The organism is Sulfitobacter sp. KMM 9851 (assembly GCF_057178245.1).
Window position 1 is genome coordinate 420749 of the sequence record NZ_CM169991.1, and the last position, 20220, is coordinate 440968.

The following is a 20220-nucleotide window of genomic DNA, read 5'->3' on the forward strand; positions in this document are numbered from 1 at the left end:
TCCGACTGAAATGATCGAAATAGGGGCATGAATAGCAGCACACCCCCTCTGGTCAGCCCCGCCGCCCGCCCTGCGCGGGATGGATTGCGCGCGCTGAGCGGTGTTGCGCTGCTGGTGGCGGGGTTTTGTGCGCTGCCGATGCTGGCGGTGCTGATTGCCGCCCTCAGTGGCGGGACCGAGACCGTTCAGCACCTCGTGTCGACGGTGCTGGGGCGCTATGCGGTCACGACGCTGGTTCTGGTGCTGCTGGTATCGGCAGGGACATTTTCCATCGGGGTCGGGGCGGCGTGGCTGGTCACGATGACGCGGTTTCCCGGCGCACGCGTGCTGGAAATTGCGCTGGTGCTGCCGTTGGCCTTTCCGGCCTATGTGCTGGCCTATGCCTATACCCATGTTCTGGATCACCCCGGTGTGGTTCAGGCGCTGCTGCGCGATGTGACGGGGTGGGGACCGCGCGACTATTGGTTCCCTGAAATCCGATCCTTGGGCGGGGCGGCGGCGATGCTGGTTCTGGTGCTGTACCCTTATGTCTATCTGCTGGCGCGGGCCGCATTCCTGCAGCAAAGCGGCACGACCTTTCTGGCGGCGCGCGCGCTAGGGTCGAGCGCCTGGGCGGCGTTTTTCAAGGTGAGCCTGCCGCTGGCACGCCCGGCCATTGCCGGCGGTGTGCTGCTGACGGTGATGGAGACGATCGCCGATTTCGGTACGGTGGCCTATTTCGGTGTGCAGACCTTTGCCACCGGTATCTATACCAGTTGGTTTTCCCTGTTCGACCGCTCGGCGGCGGCGCAGCTTGCGCTGTGCCTGCTGAGCTTTGCCTTGTTGCTGGCCATGCTGGAGCGTTTGCAGCGGGGGCGGGCCCAATATCACGATCCGGCGCGGCGCACGCAGGGTATGCCGCCATCGCAACTCAAAGGTTGGCAGGCCGGGGCGGCAATGGTGCTTTGTGGGGTGCCGGTGCTGTTTGGGGCGATTGTACCGATAGTCATCCTGCTGGTCATGGGGCTGAGTTCTGAGCAGAACCTGTTCAGCCCGCGCTATCTGGGTTTTATCCGCAATTCCGCGACGCTGGCCGGGGCGGCGGCGGTGCTGACCGTGCTGGCGGCAATTTCTGTCGGCTTCTTTCGGCGGCAGCGGCCCGGTCGTTTGTCTGCCGTGGCTGCTTATGTGGCGCGGTTGGGCTATGCGGTGCCGGGCGGCGTGATTGCGGTGGGGTTGCTGGTGCCCTTTGCGGCCTTTGACAATGCGTTGGACGCCTGGATGCGCGCGACGTTCGATATCTCGACCGGGCTTTTGATCACCGGGTCAATATGGCTGCTGGTGCTGGCCTATCTGGTGCGGTTTCTGGCGGCCGCGCTGGGGGCCTATGAGGGCGGGCAGGCGATGGTGCATGACAATATGGATGCGGCGTCGCGATCACTGGGGCAGACGCCGCTCGGGACATTGCGGCGGGTGCATCTGCCGATCCTGGCCCCCAGTCTGTTGACGGCGCTGTTGATCGTATTTGTCGATGTGATGAAAGAACTGCCAGCGACGCTGATTATGCGCCCGTTTAATTATGATACTCTGGCCGTGCAGGCATACCGGCTGGCCAGTGACGAGCGGTTGAACGGAGCGGCGGTGCCGAGCCTGGTGATCGTGGCGATGGGGCTGTTGCCGGTGATCCTGATCTGCCGACAGGTGGGGCGGCAGCGGTAAGCAAAGGGGGCCGCCACCCGGCCTTGGCAGACAATGATCGAAACCAGAAGGGGCGGGCCATGACAGCCCGCCCCTTGGCGTTCATATGGTAGGGATTATTCCCAGCCGACGGTGTCGAAGATCTTTTGCGCGGTGGGCAGGTTTTCAGCCACTTCCGACAGGTTGATCGTGTCCGCTTTGAAGTCGCCCAGTTTCTTGACCGAAGGGGCCAGTTCAACACCCTCTACGGCTGGGAACTCGTCATTGCCCGCCGAGAAATATTCCTGCGCACTGTCAGAGGCGAGATATTCGAGGAACTTGACCGCATTGTCGCGGTTTGGAGCGTTCACGGCCACGCCGCCGCCCGACAGGTTCATGTGTGCGCCATTGCCGTCCTGATCGGGCCAGATCAGACCGATCTTGCCGATATCGGCGCTGACGCCGTCCACGTCCGTGCGCAGCGCACGGGCGAAGTAATAGCTGTTGGACACGGCGATATCGCATTCGCCCGACACGATGCCGCGCAGTTGGTCGGTGTCGCCACCCTGGGGTGAGCGGGCCATGTTATCGACGATGCCTTGCGCCCAATTGGTCGCCGCTTCCTCGCCGTCGTGGGTGATGATCGCGGCCAGCAGGGTCTGGTTGTAGGTGTTGGTCGAAGACCGGATGCAAACCTGACCTTTGTAGGCAGGATCGGCCAGATCCATGTAGGTGGCAGGCGGTGTGTCGACCGTTTCGGTATTGTAAAAGATGATCCGGGCACGCTGGGACAGGCCAAACCACTGGTTGTCGTCATCCTGCAGATTGGAGGGGATGCGGGATTCGAGCGTGTCGCTGTCGACGGTTTGCAGCAGGCCCATGTCCTTGGCGTATTTCAGGCGGCTGGTGTCGACGGTCAGCAGCACATCAGCGGGCGAATTGGCGCCCTCGGCCTGCATGCGGGCCATCAGTTCGTCTGCTTTGCCCTCGATGCGGTTGATGGTGATGCCTGTCTGTTCGGTAAAATCGGTATAGAGCCGTTCATCGGTGTCATAGTGGCGTGCCGAATAGAGGTTCAGTTCACCTTCGGCAAGTGCGGGCAGCGCCAGCGACATGAGGGCGGCGGCGGCGGTCGATGTTTTTATAGCGGTCATTTTGGGGTCCGTTTCATTGAGGATACTTACCTGACTGAAAGAGTAAGAAACAGATTCCGGCGCGGGGTGCAACCAATTCCTGATCGAAATACTAGGAAATTCACGGTGCCCCCAATCCTTGCTTCCGAAGGATGATAGACCCGGGGGGAGCAGTCCCCCCGGACCCCACTGAGGTATTTTTGACCCAGAAAAGCCAAAGAGGCGCGCAGCGAAGGGTGCGCGCCAAGTTGAATCAGCTGTTTTGGTCGACCTTGTCTTGGGTTTTCGTGTCGAAGTCCGACGCGTCATGGCGTTCATGCAGTTGCAGTGACAGGTCATCACCAAAGGCGCGGTTGACCATGCGGCCCCGGGTCACAGCAGGGCGGTCGTCAATGGCCTTGGCCCAGCGCTGCACGTTTTTATATGATTCGATATCAAGGAATTCTGCCGCTGAGTAGAGCCGCCCGAGCGCCAGTTGGCCGTACCAGGCCCAGATCGCCATGTCGGCGATGCTGTATTCATCGGCGAAATAGTCGTGATCGGCCAGATGGCGGTCCATCACGTCAAGCTGGCGTTTCGTTTCCATCGTGAAGCGGTTGATCGGGTATTCGTACTTTTCCGGCGCGTAGGCGTAAAAATGGCCGAACCCGCCGCCGAGATAGGGCGCACTGCCCATTTGCCAAAATAGCCATGACAGCGCTTCTGTGCGCCGCGCGGGGGATTTTGGCAGGAAGGCGCCAAATTTTTCGGCAAGGTGCAGCAGGATTGCACCCGATTCAAATACCCGCTGCGGTGTGTCACCTGAGCGGTCCATCAGGGCGGGGATTTTGGAGTTTGGGTTCACCTCGACGAAGCCGGAGCCGAATTGATCACCTTCGGAGATGTCGATGATCCAGGCATCGTATTCCGCGCCCGAATGCCCTGCGGCCAGCAACTCTTCAAGCATCACGGTGACTTTGACGCCATTGGGCGTTGCCAGTGAATAGAGCTGCAACGGGTGTTTACCGACGGGCAGTTCCTTGTCACTGGTAGCGCCCGCGATAGGGCGGTTGATGCTGGCGAATTTTCCGCCGCTTTCGGCGTCCCATTTCCAGACTTTGGGTGGGGTGTAGGTGATATCGCTCATGTCAAGTGTCCTTGCTGGGGATGCGTTGCGGGGCAGAGTGGCAAATGCGCGGGGGGATTGCCACCTCGGCTGTGGGAAAATTGTCGTGATTGACGGCGCAACGTGCCGCGCTACTTTGTCTTGCGAATAATTCGCAACTGGTTGACTTAGTTGCGAATGGATCGCATATAGAGGGCATGGAACATATGAAACATAGCACTGACTTAACGCGCCGCGCTGCTTTGATTGGCGGGTTGAGCGGGATTGCATTGCTTGGCTCGGCCCCCTTTGCCGATGCGGCGGATCAAATGAGCATTGTTGCCACCACCGGGATGATTGCCGATGCTGCGCGCCGGATCGGGGGGGAGCTGGTGACGGTCAAGGGGTTGATGGGCTCGGGCGTTGATCCGCACGGCTATCGTCAGACCCGCAGCGACATTGTGGCGATGACGCGCGCCGATCTGGTGTTGTGGCATGGGCTTTACCTTGAGGCGCAGATGGAGGGCTTTTTTGAAGAGCTGGCCGACAAGCGCACGGTGGTCGCAGTCGCCCAGGCGCTGCCAGAGGATATCCTGCTGAGCCATCCGAGCTATGACGGGCGCTATGATCCGCATGTTTGGATGGATCCGACGACATGGATTGGTGTTGTGTCTGAAATCGAACGCGCGCTGAGTGCCGCGCGCCCGGACCATGCCGCCACCTTTGCTGCGAATGCGGAGGTCTATCGCGGCGAATTGGCAGCGCTGGCGACCTATGCGGCCGATACCCTCGCGCAGGTGCCCGAGGATCAGCGCGTGCTGGTCACGGCGCATGATGCCTTTGGTTACTTTGGGCGCGCCTTTGGGTTTGAAGTGATTGGCATTCAGGGCATTTCCACTAACAGTGAGGCCGGGCTGAACCGGATTAGCGCGCTGGTGGATGAACTGGTGCAGCGTCAAATCGGCGCGGTGTTTGTCGAGACATCGGTATCGGACCGCAACATGCGCGCGCTTGTCGAAGGGGCCGCCGCACAGGGGCATGAGGTTGCCATCGGGGGATCGCTGTATAGCGACGCCATGGGTGAGCCGGACAGCTATGAGGGCACCTATGTCGGCATGATAGATCACAACGTCACCACGATCGCCCGTGCGCTGGGCGCGCCGGTGGATGCGGGTGGTATGTTGGGCCAATTGGCCGGACGGAGCTGAGCCATGACCCTTGATCTGGCCCATGACAGCGGCACGGCCGTGTTACAGACCTCTCGACCTGACAGTCCGCTGGCCATCCGTGGCATGACCGTTTCATACGGGCAGAAACCGGCGGTGTTTTCGGTCGACATGACTGTGGCACCCGGCAAGATGACTGCGATCATCGGGCCAAACGGTGCGGGCAAATCGACCCTGCTCAAGGCTGCGCTGGGCATTTTGCAACCCTTGGCCGGTACGGTGACGGTTTATGGCAAACCGGTGGCGCAGCAGCGCCATCGCATCGCCTATGTGCCGCAGCGCGCATCGGTCGATTGGGATTTCCCGACGCGGGTGATCGACGTGGTGCTGATGGGGCTTTACCCGCAACTGGGCCTGCTGGGCCGTGTGCGTCCGGTACACCGCGCGCGGGCGGCTGATTGTCTGGCGCGCGTCGGTATGGAAGATTTCGCCACCCGCCAGATTGGCCAGCTTTCGGGTGGCCAGCAGCAGCGGGTGTTTCTGGCGCGGGCGCTGGCGCAGGAGGCGGACCTGTATCTGCTGGATGAACCCTTTGCCGGGGTTGATGCAGCAACGGAAAAGGCGATTATCGCCGTGCTGAAATCGCTGCGCGACGCGGGCAAGACGGTGGTGGCGGTGCATCATGACCTGTCCACAGTGACCGAGTATTTCGACAATGTGTTCCTGATCAACACGCACCGCGTGGCCGAAGGCCCGGTGGCTGATGTGTTCCGCGCGTCGATGTTGCAGGATGCCTATGGCGGACGTCTGGCCGGGGCGCAGATGGATGCGCTGCGCCTGTCATGATCCGCGAGGCGCTGCTGCTGCAACTGGGCTATAACGCCACATTGGTCACATTGGGGGCCGCCCTGCTGGGCATGGCTGCCGGGGTTGGCGGTACGTTTTTGTTTCTGCGCAAACGGGCGCTGGTCAGCGATGCGATTTCGCACGCGACGCTGCCGGGGGTGGCGCTGGCGTTTATGGTGATGGTCGCGCTGGGCGGCGAGGGGCGCAATCTGATCGGATTGCTGGGTGGTGCTGCGGTATCGGCGGCGGCCGGGCTGCTTTTGGTGTCCTGGCTCAGCACGCGCACGCGGCTGGCTGAAGATGCGGCGATTGGGTCGGTGCTGTCGGTGTTCTTTGGATTTGGCATCGTTTTGTTGACCATCGTGCAGACGATGAGCGCGGGGCGGCAGGCGGGCCTTGAGGGGTTCCTGCTGGGATCCACGGCCGGGATGCTGCGCAGTGATGCGCTGGTGATCGCGGTGTCGGCGGCGCTGGTGCTGGCGCTCGTGCTGCTGCTGCGCCGACCGCTGACACTGGCGTCCTTTGATCCGGAATATGGCACGTCCATCGGGCAGAACGTGCGGCGCACCGATTTGGCGATGATGGGGATCGTGCTGGCGGTAACGGTGGTCGGGCTCAAGATCGTGGGGCTGATCCTGATCGTCGCCTTGCTGATCATCCCGCCCGTCACCGCCCGGTTCTGGAGCGATCGGACCGATCATGTGGTGCTGATTGCGGGCGCCCTGGGCGGCATATCGGCCTATATCGGGGCGGCGCTGTCGGCGGCACTGCCGAACCTGCCGACCGGGCCGATCATCGTGCTGGTCGGGTTTGGCCTTTTTGCGCTGTCGCTGCTGCTGGCTCCGGGGCGCGGGGCGCTGTCGGCGCTGCTGCGCCATCGCGGGTATCAGCGCCGGGTGCATCTGCGGCAAGGGTTGCTGGCGCTGGCCCACGGTCAACCGATCTATGAGAACCTGACCCTGCGCCTGCTGCGCGCCGAAGGGCTGGCACGGCCTGACGGTGTGGCCACGCGCGAGGGCCGGGGCCGCGCGAGCAAGGCGTTGCGGGACGAAACCCGCTGGCAGTTGATCCGCCGCGACCCGGCCTATGAGGCGGCGGCGGAGCAATATGACGGGCTGACCCCGATTGAAACCGTGCTGACCGCAGATCAGATCCGCGACATCGACAGGCGCATCGACCAGACCAAGGAGGTCACCCAATGACCGGTACCGAATTTGTACCCCTGTCACTGGTGCCGATGCTGACAGGCATATTTGTCGCCGTGGCCTGCGCGCTGCCCGGCAATTTTCTGGTGCTGCGGCGTCAGGCGTTGATCGGGGATGCTATCAGCCATGTGGTGTTGCCCGGCATTGTGGTCGCGTTTCTGATCACCGGGACGGTCAGCACTTGGCCCATGCTGCTGGGGGCGGCGGGCGCTGCAATTGTTGCCGTTGTCGCAATCGAGGCCGTGCGCCGCCTGGGCCAGATCGAATCCGGGGCGGCGATGGGCGTGATCTTTACCGCGATGTTCGCGGGCGGTGTGCTGCTGCTGGAACAATCTGACACCAGCTCTGTGCATCTGGATGTCGAACACGCACTTTATGGCAATTTGGAAAGCCTGATCTGGCTGGATGCGACCGGTTGGTCGTCGCTGCTGGACCCTGTCGCACTGGCGGGGCTGCCGGTGGAGTTGCCGCGTATGGCGCTGACGCTGCTGGGGGTTTCGGCGTTTATCGCGCTGTTCTGGCGACCGTTGAAGATCAGCACTTTTGACGAAGGATTTGCCCGCACCATCGGCATGCCGACCCGCCCGCTGGGTCTGGCCTTGGTGATCGTGGCGGCCATCGCGGCGGTCGCGGCCTTTGACGCGGTGGGCAGTATCATCGTGATTGCAATGTTCATCTGTCCGCCTGCCGCCGCGCGGATGATGACCAATCGGCTGGAACATCAGATCGCATGGTCCGTGGGGTTCGGTACACTGGCCGCCATTCTGGGGTATGTGATTGCAGGCTACGGGCCGCTGTGGATCGGTTTGCAGGATTCAGTTTCTGCCGCGGGTATGATCGCGACGGTATCGGGTGTCATTCTGGGGCTTGCGGCACTCTTTGGCCCCCACCGGCAACGCGGCGCTGCGGCCTCTGTGGGGTAATGCCGCTGAGCGGCATTTTGGGGCCGAAAATTACCTCAACGGTCCGGGCTGCCAGTGCCGGGGGGCTGTGCCGCCGAACACAAAAGAAGCGGCCAGCGAAATTTTTCTGCCAAAGTGATTCGTTTTCCTTTGACCCGCGAATCATCCTTTGGCTATATGAGTGCAGTTTCGGCAGGCAAGCGACAACCAGACCGGCCCACCACTGATAACCGAGACATAAAAAACACAGTGCGCAGCGCAGCCAGTCTGCAACGGACCACCCAAAGTCAGGGTGGTCCGTTGGCCGTTTACCCCCATCGCAAGATGCCGCCGCAGGGTCACGAGCGATAGATTCGCGGCTGGCAGAATCGCAAGGTGACATGCTAGGTTTTGCGTTATGGCTATCCCAAACCCCAATATAAGCGAAAATCGCCCGGTTATCCGCCAATTGGACGAAGGCGCAATCAACCGCATCGCCGCTGGCGAAGTGCTTGAGCGTCCGGCCTCTGCTGTGAAGGAACTGGTCGAAAACGCCATCGACGCGGGTGCGCGACGCATCACGGTCGAATATGCCGACGGCGGCAAGACGATGATCCGCGTCACAGATGATGGCTGTGGCATCGCACCCGAGGATTTGCCGCTGGCCATGTCACGCCACGCCACGTCTAAAATCGACGGATCTGACCTGTTGAACATCCACACCTTCGGCTTTCGGGGGGAGGCGCTACCGTCATTGGGGGCGGTCGGGCGACTGACGATCACCAGCCGCGCACCGGGCCATGCGGGCGCCGAGGTGAGCGTTGATGGCGGCCAGATCGGGCGGGTACGGCCCGCCGCGCTGAACAGTGGCACCATCGTGACCCTGCGCGACATGTTTTTCGCCACACCCGCGCGGCTGAAATTTCTGCGCACGGACCGGGCTGAGGCGCAGGCGATTGGTGATGTCATCAAACGGTTGGCGATGGCCGAACCTTTTGTGCGTTTTGTGCTGCGCGATGTATCGGGTGATGGGGCGGGGCGTGATAGTGGTGGGCGCGATGTGTTTCGCGCCGAGGCAGAACAGGGCGATCTGTTCGACGCGCTGCATGGCCGTCTGGCACAGGTGCTGGGCCGCGAATTCGCCGAAAATGCGCTGCCGATTGATGCCACGCGCGACGGTCTGCACCTGACGGGCTTTGCCGCGCTTCCGACCTATTCGCGCGGCTCTGCCGTGGCGCAGTATCTTTTTGTGAACGGCCGCCCGGTGCGCGACAAGCTGTTGGTCGGGGCGTTGCGTGGGGCCTATTTTGATTTTCTCAGCCGTGACCGTCATCCGGCGGCGGCGCTGTTCCTCGACTGCGAACCGACGCTGGTCGACGTGAACGTGCATCCCGCCAAATCCGAGGTCCGGTTTCGTGATCCGGGATTGGCGCGCGGGCTGATCGTTTCCGCCCTGCGGCACGCGCTGGCCGAAGCAGGGCACCGCGCATCAACCACTGTGGCGCAGGCAACTTTGGGCGCGATGCAGCCGGAGCCTGTGGGCGCGCGGGTGTATCAGATGGACCGACCCAGCGCTGGCGCGCGTTTTGCCGCACATCAGGCGCAGGCGCCGGGGTTTGCCGAAACTGCTGGCATGTGGGGGCGTGTTGAGGGCACACCCACACCGCAGGCAGAACCCGAAGCCGACGCCCCCGATTACCCGCTGGGCACCGCGCGGGGCCAAGTGCACGAGAATTATATCATCGCACAGACCGCGACTGGCATGGTGATCGTTGATCAGCACGCCGCGCATGAGCGTTTGGTTTACGAAAAGCTCAAACGCCAGATGGCTGACACCGGGATTGCCGCGCAGGCGTTGCTGATCCCCGAGATTGTTGATCTGTCGGCGGGCGACTGTGCGCGGCTGCTGGATGTGGCCGACGATCTGGCGCGGCTGGGGCTGAGCATCGAAGCCTTTGGCGGCAGCGCCGTGGCGGTGCGCGAAACCCCGGCAATCCTTGGCACGGTCAACGCGCGCGCGCTGCTGCTGGACGTGCTGGACGAACTGGCCGATCAGAACAGCAGCAACATTGTGCAGGCCAAGATCGAGGCGATCCTGAGCCGTGTGGCCTGCCATGGCTCGATCCGGTCAGGCCGCTGGATGCGTGCCGAAGAGATGAACGCCCTGCTGCGCGAAATGGAGGCAACGCCCCATTCCGGCCAATGCAACCATGGGCGGCCCACATATGTAGAACTCAAATTGGCCGATATTGAACGGCTGTTCGGACGCACTTAATGCTCATTGATGGTACGGTTTACGATCTCAGCAACCCTTGGGTGCTGGCGGGCCTCGCGGCTGCGCTGGTGCTTTTGTTGTTTTTCATTCTGCTGATCATGGCCGTGCGCGCGGCGGGCCGTTCGGCGCGGATGGCCGCCCCGTTGGCGCAGCAGATGCAGATATTGGGCGGCCATGTGCAGCAGTTGGGCGCAGGCCAAGAGCAGTTGCGCGGGGGATTGCAGACCGTATCAGACACCCAGTCCAACGCGCAGGCCCAGATGATCCAGAGCATGGAAACGCGTCTGGCCCATGTGCAGCAGCAAATGCAGGACCGTCTGGCGGATAACGCGGCGCGCTCTGCCCGGTCGCTGTCCGACATGCAGGAACGTATGACGGAAACCCTGCACGGATCATCCAAGCAGACCACCACCAGCCTGACCCAGTTGCAGGAACGGCTGGCGTCGATCGACAAGGCGCAGGACAACATCACCAAACTGTCGAGCGACGTGTTGTCGTTGCAGGACATCCTGAGCAACAAACAAACGCGCGGGTCATTTGGCGAAATTCAGCTGCGAGATATCGTGTCAAAGGCGCTGCCGAGCGACAGCTATTCGTTGCAGGCGACGCTGACCAACGGCAAACGGCCCGATTGCCTGATCCATCTGCCCAATCCCCCCGGCCCCATTGTCATCGACAGTAAATTCCCGCTGGAGGCCTACGAGGCGCTGCGCCGCGCCAAGACGGATTTTGAGATCAAAGCCGCCGCGGCGCAGATGAAAGTGGCGGTGCGGGTGCATATCAATGCGATTTCAGAGAAATACATCATCGAAGGCGAAACCGCCGATGGGGCGCTGATGTTCCTGCCGTCCGAGGCCGTCTATGCCGAGTTGCATGCGAATTTCCCTGAACTGGTGCGCGAGGGGTTCGACAAACGGGTCTGGATCGTCAGCCCAACCACCTGCATGGCAACGCTGAACACCATGCGTGCCATCCTCAAGGACGCGCGGATGCGCGAACAGGCGGGGGCAATCCGTAAGGAATTGGGAAACTTGAACAAAGACGTGGAACGTCTGGTCGTGCGGGTGGGCAATCTGGACCGGCACTTTAACCAGGCCCGCAAGGACGTCGAGGAAATCAAAGTCAGTAGTGAAAAAGCGGCAAAGCGTGCTGGTAGATTACATAATTTTGATTTCGAAGAACTGGCAGAAGACAAAACCGACGCTATTGTTCCTATAGGGAAGCCCGAAGGGAATGGCTGAGATGAGGGACGTAGACATCACCGGCATGACGCTGGAAGCGATGCGCGAACGTCTGGCGGAACTGCGGGGTGATCTGGTGCACACACCTGTCGTCGCGCTGCAATCGCCGGTCGTAGAGGCCGCACTTGAGGGCGCGCGTGTATCCCTGAAACTAGAGTGTTTTCAGCATAGCGGCACCTTCAAGGCGCGTGGTGCGCTGTCGGTTGTGCGTCATCTAGACGCCTCGCAGCGCGAACGCGGGATCACGGCGGCAAGTGCGGGCAACCATGCCATTGCGGCAGGCTGGGCAGCGGCCAAGCTGGGGGTTTCCGCGAAGGTCGTGATGCAGTCCAACGCGAGCCCTTACCGCGTCACGCTGGCCCGCGCGACCGGGGCCGATGTCATTATGAAACCGCCGGGCGCCGAAACCTTTGCCGAAGCAGAGCGTCTGGTGCGCGACGAAGGCCGCGCCTTTGTGCATCCTTTCGAGGGGTTGAACACCTCGCTGGGCACGGCGGGTATAGGGCTGGAATTTCTGGCTCAGGTGCCGGAACTTGAAGCGGTGGTCGTCTCGGTCGGCGGTGGTGGTCTGATCAGCGGCATCGCCGCCGCGGTCAAGTCGATCAACCCAAGCTGCCTTGTCTACGGGGTCGAGCCGGAGGGGGCTGACAGCATGTCGCAAAGTCTGGCCGCAGGAGCACCCGTGACGATTTCGCAGGTGAATACCGTGGCCGACAGTTTGGGACCGCCGATGGCGCTGCCTTTCGGACATGCGTTGTGCTATGCGTATGTCGATGATGTGGTCACGATCAGCGATGATCTGATTTGCGCCGGCATGGTGGTCTTGCAGCAAGAGGGCAAGTTGGCAGTGGAACCTGCTGCCGGCGCCGCAATGGCGGGTGCCTTGGGCCCGCTCAGGGCGCGTCTGGCCGGGCGCTGTGTGGGCGTCGTGGTCTGCGGGGCCAATATCGACACGCAAACCTATCTGAAATTGCTTACACGCGGGCAGGGAGCGCTGCCCGCCTTGATCGGCGGTTAGATCCGCACGAATTTCTGCACCAGCCGGGGCAGCCAGCCCTGAAACCGCAGGGGCGCGTCGGTGACGGCAAGGCAGATGCAATCCTGCCCCGGTGCGGCGGTGGGGGTGTGCGTCACGCTGGCGTCGGCCGTCTCGATATCGCCACGGGCAAAGTGGTCGTCCTCATCCATGAATGCCCCCTGAAGGACCAGCGTCAGTTCCATGCCGCCGTGGCTGTGGTCGGGCATCGCCACGCCTGCCGGAATATACAGCAACCGCGCAGAGGCATCGCGCGATGTGGGAAGGATCGCCTGTTTCACGCCCATGCCGACGGGCCGCCAGCGCACGGCGTCAAGATCGCCACCGACGTAATGCTGCACCGGGCCGGGCAGTACACCGCGTGGTCTGGACGATGGCGTGGTATCTTTGGGGAGGCGCTCTAGCTTGGCGAGGGTCCGTGCAAGGCTGTCGTCGTCCATCGGGGCGGTGGCAACGTCGTCGAGCAGCGCACCGCCAACAGCCTCAAAGCTGTGCAGCCCGGCGCGGCAGGCATCACAAAGCGAGACATGTGCCGCGATTATCAGGTTAAACGCCTCAGGCAGGCTGCCTGCGGCATAGGCCATCAGCGTGGCATCATCGAGGTGGTGTTTGATGGTCATAGCTGGCCCTTCATGGCGTGGCGCAGACGGTCAAGCGCCAACCGGATACGAGATTTTATAGTGCCAAGGGGCAGGCCGGTGATCTGGGAAATCTCGGCCTGGGTCAAACCACCAAAATAGGCCTGTTCTATCAGGCGGCGCTGCTTTTCCGGCAAGGCGGCGAGGGCTGCGGTCAATTGGTCGCTTTCTTGTTGCAGGCCCAGCACATCCGCCTGATCCGGTTCCGGCTCGGGGCCCCAGGGCAGGTCTTCGGGTTCGGGGCGGCGCTGGCGGCGGATCATGTCGATGCGGCGGTTGCGCGCGATGGTGAAAATCCAGGTCGCGACCGAGGCGCGGGTGGGGTCAAACTGCGCCGCCTTTTGCCAGACTGTTGCCATGACATCCTGCGCGCATTCCTCGGCGCTGGTGGCATCGGTGCCTGAATTGATCAGGAAACCTTTGATCCGCGGCGCGAAATGGCCGAAGAGCGCGGCAAAGGCGGTACGGTCACTGCTGTCGCGTACCTTTACCATCATCTGCGCCCAGTCTGGGTCACTGCTCTTGCCGCTTTGTGTCACGTGCTGCTGCCCCGATACGACCTTTAGACGCGGGGCCGATGCCCGCGTCAGGCATAACGTGCCGGGGGCGGGGCGGGAATGCAATGTGGCAATCAAGCTGTTCATGCAGGTCATACGTGGCGGGGCACGCGATGGATCACTAATTTTCTGAAACTCTTTTTGGTCCATTTGCGTGGTTGCCGCGTATTCACTGCAACAAGAGCAATGACGGGAACATCTTTTACCATGCCAATCGAAACTTTGCCGCAGCGACCTGCCGTCAATATCCCGTCAAATCCCGAACAACGCCGTGTTGCGGTTATTGGCGGCGGGATATCTGGTATGGGGGCGGCGCATATGCTCGCACCCACGCATCAGGTGACGGTGTTCGAGGCTGGCGCGAAGTTGGGCGGCCATGCGCGCACAGTGATTGCGGGCAAGAATGGGGATCAGCCCGTAGATACCGGGTTCATCGTGTTCAACTATGCAAATTATCCACATCTTGCGGCGCTTTTTGCCGAGTTGGACGTGCCGGTGGTGCCGTCTAACATGAGTTTTGGTGCGTCGATTGATGGCGGGCGTCTGGAATACGCCCTTACCAACTTTAACGCGGTCTTTGCCCAGCGGCGCAACATGTTCAGCCCGCCGTTCATTCGGATGCTGCGCGACATCGTGCATTTCAACAAAAACGCGCTGAACGTGGCGCGCGACCCGTCGCTGACCATCGGCGAATTCCTCAAGGTATTGGGAACCGGCAGCTATTTCCGCGATTTCTATCTGTCGCCCCTGTCGGGTGCAATCTGGTCTACGCCGACGGAAAAGATCATGGATTTCCCGGCCCATGCGATGGTCAATTTCTTTGAAAACCATGCCTTGTTAAATTATTCGGGCCAGCATCAGTGGTACACCGTCAAGGGCGGGTCACGGCAGTATGTTGACCGGGTCGAGGCAGCGTTGGTCGGTGCGGGGGTGACCCTGCGCGTCAATGCGCCGGTGCAGGCGGTTCGGCGCACGGCACTGGGGGTAGAGGTGCGCGCCTGGGGAGGGGAATGGGAAACCTTTGACGAGGTGATCTTTGCCACCCATTCCGACGACACACTGGCGCTGCTGGCCGATGCCTCCCCACAGGAACAGCGCGCATTGGGGGCGATCAATTACCAGCCCAACGACATCACGCTGCATGCCGACACAAGCATCATGCCCAAGCGCCGAGCGACCTGGGCGTCTTGGGTCTATACCGAGGATCGTGATAACAAATCCGACCGGATCGACCTGACCTATTGGATGAATTCACTGCAACCAATACCGCAGGACGATCTGCATTTTGTGACACTGAACAGCAAACGCTCGATACGCGAGGAATTGATCTATGATCAAGTTACGCTGCGCCACCCGGTCTACGATCTGGGTGCGCTGGCGGCGCAGGAGGAGATCAAGGTGTTTAACGGAGACCGCAACACATGGTTCTGTGGCGCGTGGATGCGCAACGGTTTCCACGAGGACGGGCTGGCAAGTGCCGTTGATGTGGTCCGGGGGCTGACCGGCGCGCGCGGGCTGGCCCTGGCGGCGGAGTGACGGCGGGCATTGATCATATTCGCGGCCAGACCTTTCATGGCCGCAAGGGCGCGGTGCAGAACAAGTTTCGCTATTCGGTAGACTATGTGCTGTGCGATGCCGAGGCGCTAGTGAGAGGCAAGGCCCTGTTTGGTCGCAACCGGGCGGGCCTAACATCATTACACGACAGCGATCATGGTGGCGCGCCTGGGCAGGGGCGTGGGGCGGCGTGGGTGCGTGACGTACTGGCGGCGCATCACATCACGGGCGTGGCCAAGATCGAGCTTTTGGCGCAACCGCGTGTTCTGGGCTATGTGTTCAACCCTGTCAGTTTCTGGTTGTGTCGGCGCGATGATGCGGCGCTGATCGCGGTGATTGCCGAGGTGACAAATACCTATGGCGACCGACATTCCTATTTGTGCCACCATCCCGATCTGCGTGAAATCACACCGCAGGACCGGCTGACGGCGGCTAAGGTAATGCATGTCTCGCCGTTTCAGGATGTGGCAGGCAGCTATGTGTTTCGGTTCGATATCAGCGCCGAACGGGTCGGCATCTGGATTGATTTTACCCATGGGCAAGACGGTGTAATCGCGACACTGACGGGTCCGCGCGTGCCGTTGACCAATCGCGGCATCCTCTGGGCGATGCTGCGCCGCCCCTTGGGGGCGCGGCGGGTGATGGCATTGATCCATTGGCAGGCGTTCAAGCTGTGGCTGAAACGCGCTGCATTTCGGACGCGGCCTGTGCCGCCCGCACAGGACGTATCGGGCGGATGACCGGGGCTGCCCGACTTCCGGCTTATGCGCTTTTTGCGGCGCTTTTGGCGGCGGCAGGGCTGCCGATCTACATTCATGCGCCGAAATTTTATGTCGATGAATACGGCGTGTCGCTGGCGGCGCTTGGGTCCGTGCTGTTCGGGCTGCGGCTGCTGGATGTGGTGCAGGACCCGTTGCTGGGCCGCTTGGCCGAAGCCTTGCGGACCGTGCGGGGTTTGGCGGTCGGGGTCGCGGCAACGGTGATGGCTTTTGCTATGTTGGGGCTGTTCGCGGTAGCCCCGCCGGTTGCGCCGGTGGTTTGGTTTGCGACGATGCTCGCGCTGGTATTTTCAGGGTTCAGTTTTCTGACCATCTGCTTCTACGCTCAAGGTGTGGCCAAGGCGGATAGACTGCCGGGTGGCGCGGGGCATCTGCGCGTGGCGCGCTGGCGCGAAACCGGGGCGCTGTTGGGTGTCTGTGTGGCATCGGTGGCGCCGGTGCTGCTGGGCCTGTGGATGGGCGCGCCCTTTGCCGGTTTTGCGGTTGGTTTTGCCGCACTGACGTTGGGCGCAACGGCGGCGATGGCGGGCGAGTGGCGCGATGCGGGCCTGCCAGCGGCCACAGGATTTGGCACCGTCTTGCGCGATGCTCAGGCGCGGCAGTTGCTGCTGATCGCGTTGGTCAACGCCGCCCCTGTCGCCGTCAGTTCGACGCTGTTTCTGTTCTATGTCGACATCGCGCTGGAGGCGCCGGGCTGGGAAGGGCCACTGTTGTTGCTGTTCTTTCTGTCCGCGGCGGGGGCGGCGCCTGTCTGGGGCGCGCTGGCGGAACGGCATGGCCCGCGCCCTGTGCTGCTGGTGGCGATGTGTCTTGGGATCGTGGCTTTTGGCGGTGCGCTGTTTCTTGGTGCTGGGGATGCGTGGCTGTTCGCGGTGGTCTGTGTCGCATCGGGGGCCGTACTGGGCGCGGACCTGACTTTGCTGCCCGCGATGTTTGCCGCACGTATGGCAAAAATCGCGCCCACAGCGGCCGAAGGTTTCGGGCTTTGGTCCTTCGTTTCTAAAATGACATTGGCTTTGGCGGCAATCGTCCTACTTCCTGCATTGGAACGCGCGGGGTTACAAAGCGCGCCCGAAGCCAGCGCAACAGATGCTGTGATACTGTTGATCTGGTTCTACGCCGGTTTACCCTGTGTGCTGAAACTTCTGGCAATTGCCTTGCTCTTACGGGCGAGGGACGGGGGGACGACGTGACAGAACAGATTATTTTAATTGCAATTGGCTTTGTCATCGCCGTGCTGCTGATGGTGGCGCGGCGGCGGCTGGCCGAATTTCATGGCCAAAAGCCCGAAGACTACATCGACGCCTTCCCGCAACTCGATCTGCAAGAGCGGTTGCGTGGCAAGATGGTGTGCGAAGGTGTCATCTTTGGCCCGGTGGGGCGGGTCACCAGCACCTTTGTCGCGCAATTCAATGTGGCCTGGGACGACAGGACCGCCGTTATCGACGAAGAGTTTCGGTACAACAACGGTACGCGCCAAACCCGGCAGTGGACGGTTGTCATGGGCCGGGAGGGGCATTTCACATGCACCGCGCCCGATGTTGTGGGCAAAGGCATGGGCGTGCAGGCCGGGCCGACCGTGCAACTGCGCTACCGGATAAGGCTGCCCAAGGAATTGGGCGGGCATGTGCTGGACACCGTGGACTGGATGTACCTGACGCCGGACGGGACAATCGTGAACCGCAGTCAGTTTCGCAAGTTCGGTTTCAAGGTGGCAGAGTTGGTGGCAACAATCAGGCCGAAGGATACGATGTGAAAGAGTGGTCAGGTAAACGGTATTGGTTAATCGGGGCCAGCGATGGGCTGGGTGCGGCATTGGCCGCCCGGTTAAGCGCGGCGGGGGCAGAGGTGATCCTATCGGCGCGGTCCGAGGACAAGCTGGCCGCGGTGGTCGCAGGGTTGCCGGGGCGGGCCAAGTATCATGTTCTGGATGTTCAGGACGACGCCAGCGTTGCCGCCGCAGCCGAGGCGGTGGGGCAGGTTGATGGTATCGTCTATCTGGCCGGGGCCTATTGGCCGTTTGGTGCAGCGGATTGGCAGCCGGGGCATGCGGTGACGATGGCCGACGTGAACTTTACCGGGTTGGTGCGGGTCCTTGGGCAGGTCGTGCCAACGATGGTGGCGCGTGACGCGGGGCACATCGTTATTACCTCTAGCCTGACCGCCTATCGCGGGTTGCCACGCTCTATCGGCTATACGGCGTCCAAGGCGGCGACGCTGTCGCTGGCGGAATGCATGTACGCCGATCTACGCAAGACGGGTGTGCAGGTCCAGGTGATCAATCCGGGCTTTATCAAGACTCAGCTGACCGACAAAAATGATTTCAAGATGCCTTTTCTGATGACGCCGGAAAAGGCCGCGCAGTTGGTGTTTGAACATATGTCCGGGGACGGGTTCAAACGGAACTTCCCCTGGGGATTTTCGCTGTTGTTCCGCGCGGCGCAGTTTCTGCCGGATTGGGCGTACTACCGGCTGTTCGGCTAGGTCAAACCTGCGCCACATGCTGTTGGAACAGCGCGCGGGCGCGTTTCCATACATCACTGTCCTTTGGCAGATCGCGCAGGGTCGGCAGCAGTTGCCCAGCAAAATCAAGCGAGCTTTCGAGCGGCAGCATTGAGGGCAGATTGTCGATGGCGGTCAGGTCCAGCACCGGGTCGTCATGCACCCGCAGGGCAGGGGCGGCCCAGGTGGTGGTTTGGTCATAAATCTGCACGGGATTGAAATCGCTGTCAGGATCGCAGGCGATATCACCGACCACGCGCAGGGCGCGGGGTGCTGTGGGGGCGTCGGGGCGCACGAAGGCGGGGGTGGTTGGCCCGGCCAGAATGCAGTTGAAGAAATAGGTGTGAGCAAGGATTTCCGGGAAGGGGCCGCCATGCGCGGTTTCGGCCATGTCCCAGCCGGTGACGGGAATGTTCATCGCACGGCAGAGGTCACCCGCCCCGGTGCCAACGCGCCCAAGCGCGCCGATGATCAGCGCGGTGTCCTGAGCGGCATCCACCTGTGCCAGTTCGGCCATCAGTTCCGCCTTGAGCGCCTCGGCGTTTTTGTAGGGGTGCAGCGGGCCGCAAATCTCGCCGCGCAGCTGTGCGATGCGGCATTTCAGCGCCACGGCGGCCCCGGCGAACCCAGCCCAATAGCCAAAGGCCGCAACACGCCGACCCTCGGCATTGGTCAGGTATTCGAGGTCGAGCAAGCTGCCGCCGCCCGCCTTGAATCGCTTGAGCAGGATTTGCCCGGCGGATTGGCCCTTGAACGCGTGACCGAACATGATGTGGGTATGCGGCAGCGCCGTGCCGTTGTCGGGAAGTTCCTTTAGGCCAAAGATCACGGCATCACGTGGCGCGTCCGGCCAGCTGTGCTCCGGGACAATGGTACAGCCCGCATCGGCGTAATCGGAGATGGCAATGGCGCGGGTATCGCTTTCTTCGACGGTGACCGCAATGTCGGCAGCAATCAGCCGCGCGGCCCCTTCGGGTGTCAGCCCGGTACGGGATTCATTGTCGCGTTGTTCGGCGCGCAGCCACAGGTGGGTCATGTCACAACATTCCTTTTTCGCGGATCGCCTTGACGCTGGGGCGTTGCTCCATACGGTTCAGAAAGGCGTCGATGGCGGGGAAATCGGCGCGCGGCACGCCGTCGCCTTCGATCCAGTTGCAGACCACAAAGAGATAGGGGTCAGCCAGCGAAAACGCGTCGCCCAGCGCATAGTCGCCACGCAGGCAGTTGCTGGACACGTAAGTTGCGCAGGCCGCGACGGTTTGCGGCACCTTGGCTTTCATGTCATCATAGCTGGATTGTTGATCGGCCCAGCGGTGGCCGCGCATCTTGTGGGCGTGGGCCACATGCATGGTGGAGGCAAGATAATACATCACGCCGCGCATATGGGCGGCCGCGTCGGGGTTGGCCGGGATCAGGCCGGCCTGTGGCGCCAGCGCCGCGATGTAATCGAGCAGCGCGCCGGTTTCGGTCAGGACATTGCCTGCCTCGGTCACCAGCGCGGGCACACGGCCCTTGGGGTTGATGGCGAGATACTCGGGCTTGGTCTGGGCGGCGTTGGCGAAATCGACCTTGATTGGATCATAAGGCAGACCGGCTTCTTCCAGGGTCAGGGCGACAGCGACGGAGATGGTGCCGGGAGCGTAGTAAAGTTTCAGCATGGCGGGGGC

Annotated in this window: 19 protein-coding genes; 13 read left to right on the plus strand and 6 right to left on the minus strand. The window is 62.0% G+C overall.

Annotated features, from left to right (window positions below):
* Positions 1-27 precede the first annotated feature (27 nt).
* A complete protein-coding gene (locus AC1965_RS02040) occupies positions 28-1698 on the plus strand; it encodes an ABC transporter permease (protein WP_483885647.1) in 1671 nt (556 codons plus the stop codon).
* A gap of 95 nt (positions 1699-1793) precedes the next feature.
* On the opposite strand, the gene AC1965_RS02045 is transcribed toward AC1965_RS02040, so the two are convergent.
* Positions 1794-2810: a Fe(3+) ABC transporter substrate-binding protein gene (locus AC1965_RS02045; protein WP_483885648.1), complete on the minus strand. Its 1017-nt coding sequence runs from the start codon at positions 2808-2810 to the stop codon at positions 1794-1796.
* A gap of 232 nt (positions 2811-3042) precedes the next feature.
* Positions 3043-3915: a glutathione-dependent disulfide-bond oxidoreductase gene (yghU, locus tag AC1965_RS02050; protein WP_483885649.1), complete on the minus strand. Its 873-nt coding sequence runs from the start codon at positions 3913-3915 to the stop codon at positions 3043-3045.
* 185 nt (positions 3916-4100) lie between these two features.
* On the opposite strand from yghU, the gene AC1965_RS02055 reads away from it, so the two are divergent.
* From AC1965_RS02055 to AC1965_RS02085, 7 genes are all read left to right on the plus strand, one after another.
* Complete coding sequence (locus tag AC1965_RS02055; protein ID WP_483885650.1) at positions 4101-5081, plus strand: metal ABC transporter solute-binding protein, Zn/Mn family; 981 nt, start codon at positions 4101-4103, stop codon at positions 5079-5081.
* Positions 5082-5084: 3 nt separating this feature from the next.
* Positions 5085-5885, plus strand: a complete 801-nt coding sequence (locus AC1965_RS02060; RefSeq protein ID WP_483885651.1) for a metal ABC transporter ATP-binding protein — start codon at positions 5085-5087, stop codon at positions 5883-5885.
* A complete protein-coding gene (locus AC1965_RS02065) occupies positions 5882-7087 on the plus strand; it encodes a metal ABC transporter permease (RefSeq protein ID WP_483885652.1) in 1206 nt (401 codons plus the stop codon). Before AC1965_RS02060 ends, AC1965_RS02065 begins: the two co-directional genes overlap by 4 nt.
* Positions 7084-8013 carry a metal ABC transporter permease gene (locus AC1965_RS02070; RefSeq protein ID WP_483885653.1) on the plus strand — a complete coding sequence of 310 codons (930 nt, stop codon included), beginning with the start codon at positions 7084-7086 and terminating at the stop codon, positions 8011-8013. The genes AC1965_RS02065 and AC1965_RS02070 overlap by 4 nt, the downstream gene beginning before the upstream one ends.
* 376 nt (positions 8014-8389) lie before the next feature.
* Positions 8390-10246 (plus strand): DNA mismatch repair endonuclease MutL, encoded by a 1857-nt coding sequence (mutL, locus tag AC1965_RS02075; protein WP_483885654.1) that lies wholly within the window; start codon positions 8390-8392, stop codon positions 10244-10246.
* Positions 10246-11487, plus strand: coding sequence for a DNA recombination protein RmuC (locus AC1965_RS02080; RefSeq protein ID WP_483885655.1), 1242 nt, complete (start codon positions 10246-10248; stop codon positions 11485-11487). The genes mutL and AC1965_RS02080 overlap by 1 nt, the downstream gene beginning before the upstream one ends.
* 1 nt (position 11488) lies before the next feature.
* Positions 11489-12505, plus strand: coding sequence for a pyridoxal-phosphate dependent enzyme (locus AC1965_RS02085; protein WP_483885656.1), 1017 nt, complete (start codon positions 11489-11491; stop codon positions 12503-12505).
* On the opposite strand, the gene AC1965_RS02090 is transcribed toward AC1965_RS02085, so the two are convergent.
* Together AC1965_RS02090 and AC1965_RS02095 are read right to left on the minus strand one after the other, a co-directional pair.
* Positions 12502-13143: a ChrR family anti-sigma-E factor gene (locus AC1965_RS02090; protein ID WP_483885657.1), complete on the minus strand. Its 642-nt coding sequence runs from the start codon at positions 13141-13143 to the stop codon at positions 12502-12504. The two genes, AC1965_RS02085 and AC1965_RS02090, sit on opposite strands and share 4 nt — an antisense overlap.
* Entirely contained in the window at positions 13140-13658 is a 519-nt protein-coding gene (locus AC1965_RS02095) for a sigma-70 family RNA polymerase sigma factor (protein ID WP_483886962.1), read from the minus strand. Before AC1965_RS02095 ends, AC1965_RS02090 begins: the two co-directional genes overlap by 4 nt.
* A gap of 267 nt (positions 13659-13925) precedes the next feature.
* Here AC1965_RS02095 and AC1965_RS02100 point away from each other — a divergent pair, with 267 nt between their 5' ends.
* From AC1965_RS02100 to AC1965_RS02120, 5 genes are read left to right on the plus strand one after another with little or no spacing between them, the layout of a single operon-like run.
* Positions 13926-15254, plus strand: a complete 1329-nt coding sequence (locus AC1965_RS02100; protein WP_483886963.1) for an NAD(P)/FAD-dependent oxidoreductase — start codon at positions 13926-13928, stop codon at positions 15252-15254.
* A complete protein-coding gene (locus AC1965_RS02105) occupies positions 15251-16012 on the plus strand; it encodes a DUF1365 domain-containing protein (RefSeq protein ID WP_483885658.1) in 762 nt (253 codons plus the stop codon). Before AC1965_RS02100 ends, AC1965_RS02105 begins: the two co-directional genes overlap by 4 nt.
* Positions 16009-17244, plus strand: coding sequence for an MFS transporter (locus tag AC1965_RS02110; protein ID WP_483886964.1), 1236 nt, complete (start codon positions 16009-16011; stop codon positions 17242-17244). The genes AC1965_RS02105 and AC1965_RS02110 overlap by 4 nt, the downstream gene beginning before the upstream one ends.
* Positions 17241-17807 (plus strand): DUF3833 family protein, encoded by a 567-nt coding sequence (locus tag AC1965_RS02115; protein WP_483885659.1) that lies wholly within the window; start codon positions 17241-17243, stop codon positions 17805-17807. Before AC1965_RS02110 ends, AC1965_RS02115 begins: the two co-directional genes overlap by 4 nt.
* The gene (locus AC1965_RS02120) at positions 17804-18535 is read left to right on the plus strand and encodes an SDR family NAD(P)-dependent oxidoreductase (RefSeq protein ID WP_483885660.1); all 732 of its coding nucleotides are present in this window, start codon (positions 17804-17806) and stop codon (positions 18533-18535) included. The genes AC1965_RS02115 and AC1965_RS02120 overlap by 4 nt, the downstream gene beginning before the upstream one ends.
* A gap of 1 nt (position 18536) precedes the next feature.
* Here the strand turns inward: AC1965_RS02120 and AC1965_RS02125 are convergent, their stop codons facing one another.
* Both AC1965_RS02125 and AC1965_RS02130 read right to left on the minus strand, forming a co-directional pair.
* The gene (locus AC1965_RS02125; RefSeq protein WP_483885661.1) at positions 18537-19589 is read right to left on the minus strand and encodes a saccharopine dehydrogenase; all 1053 of its coding nucleotides are present in this window, start codon (positions 19587-19589) and stop codon (positions 18537-18539) included.
* A 1-nt stretch (position 19590) separates the two neighbouring features.
* Positions 19591-20211, minus strand: coding sequence for a glutathione S-transferase family protein (locus tag AC1965_RS02130; RefSeq protein WP_483885662.1), 621 nt, complete (start codon positions 20209-20211; stop codon positions 19591-19593).
* Positions 20212-20220 lie beyond the last annotated feature (9 nt).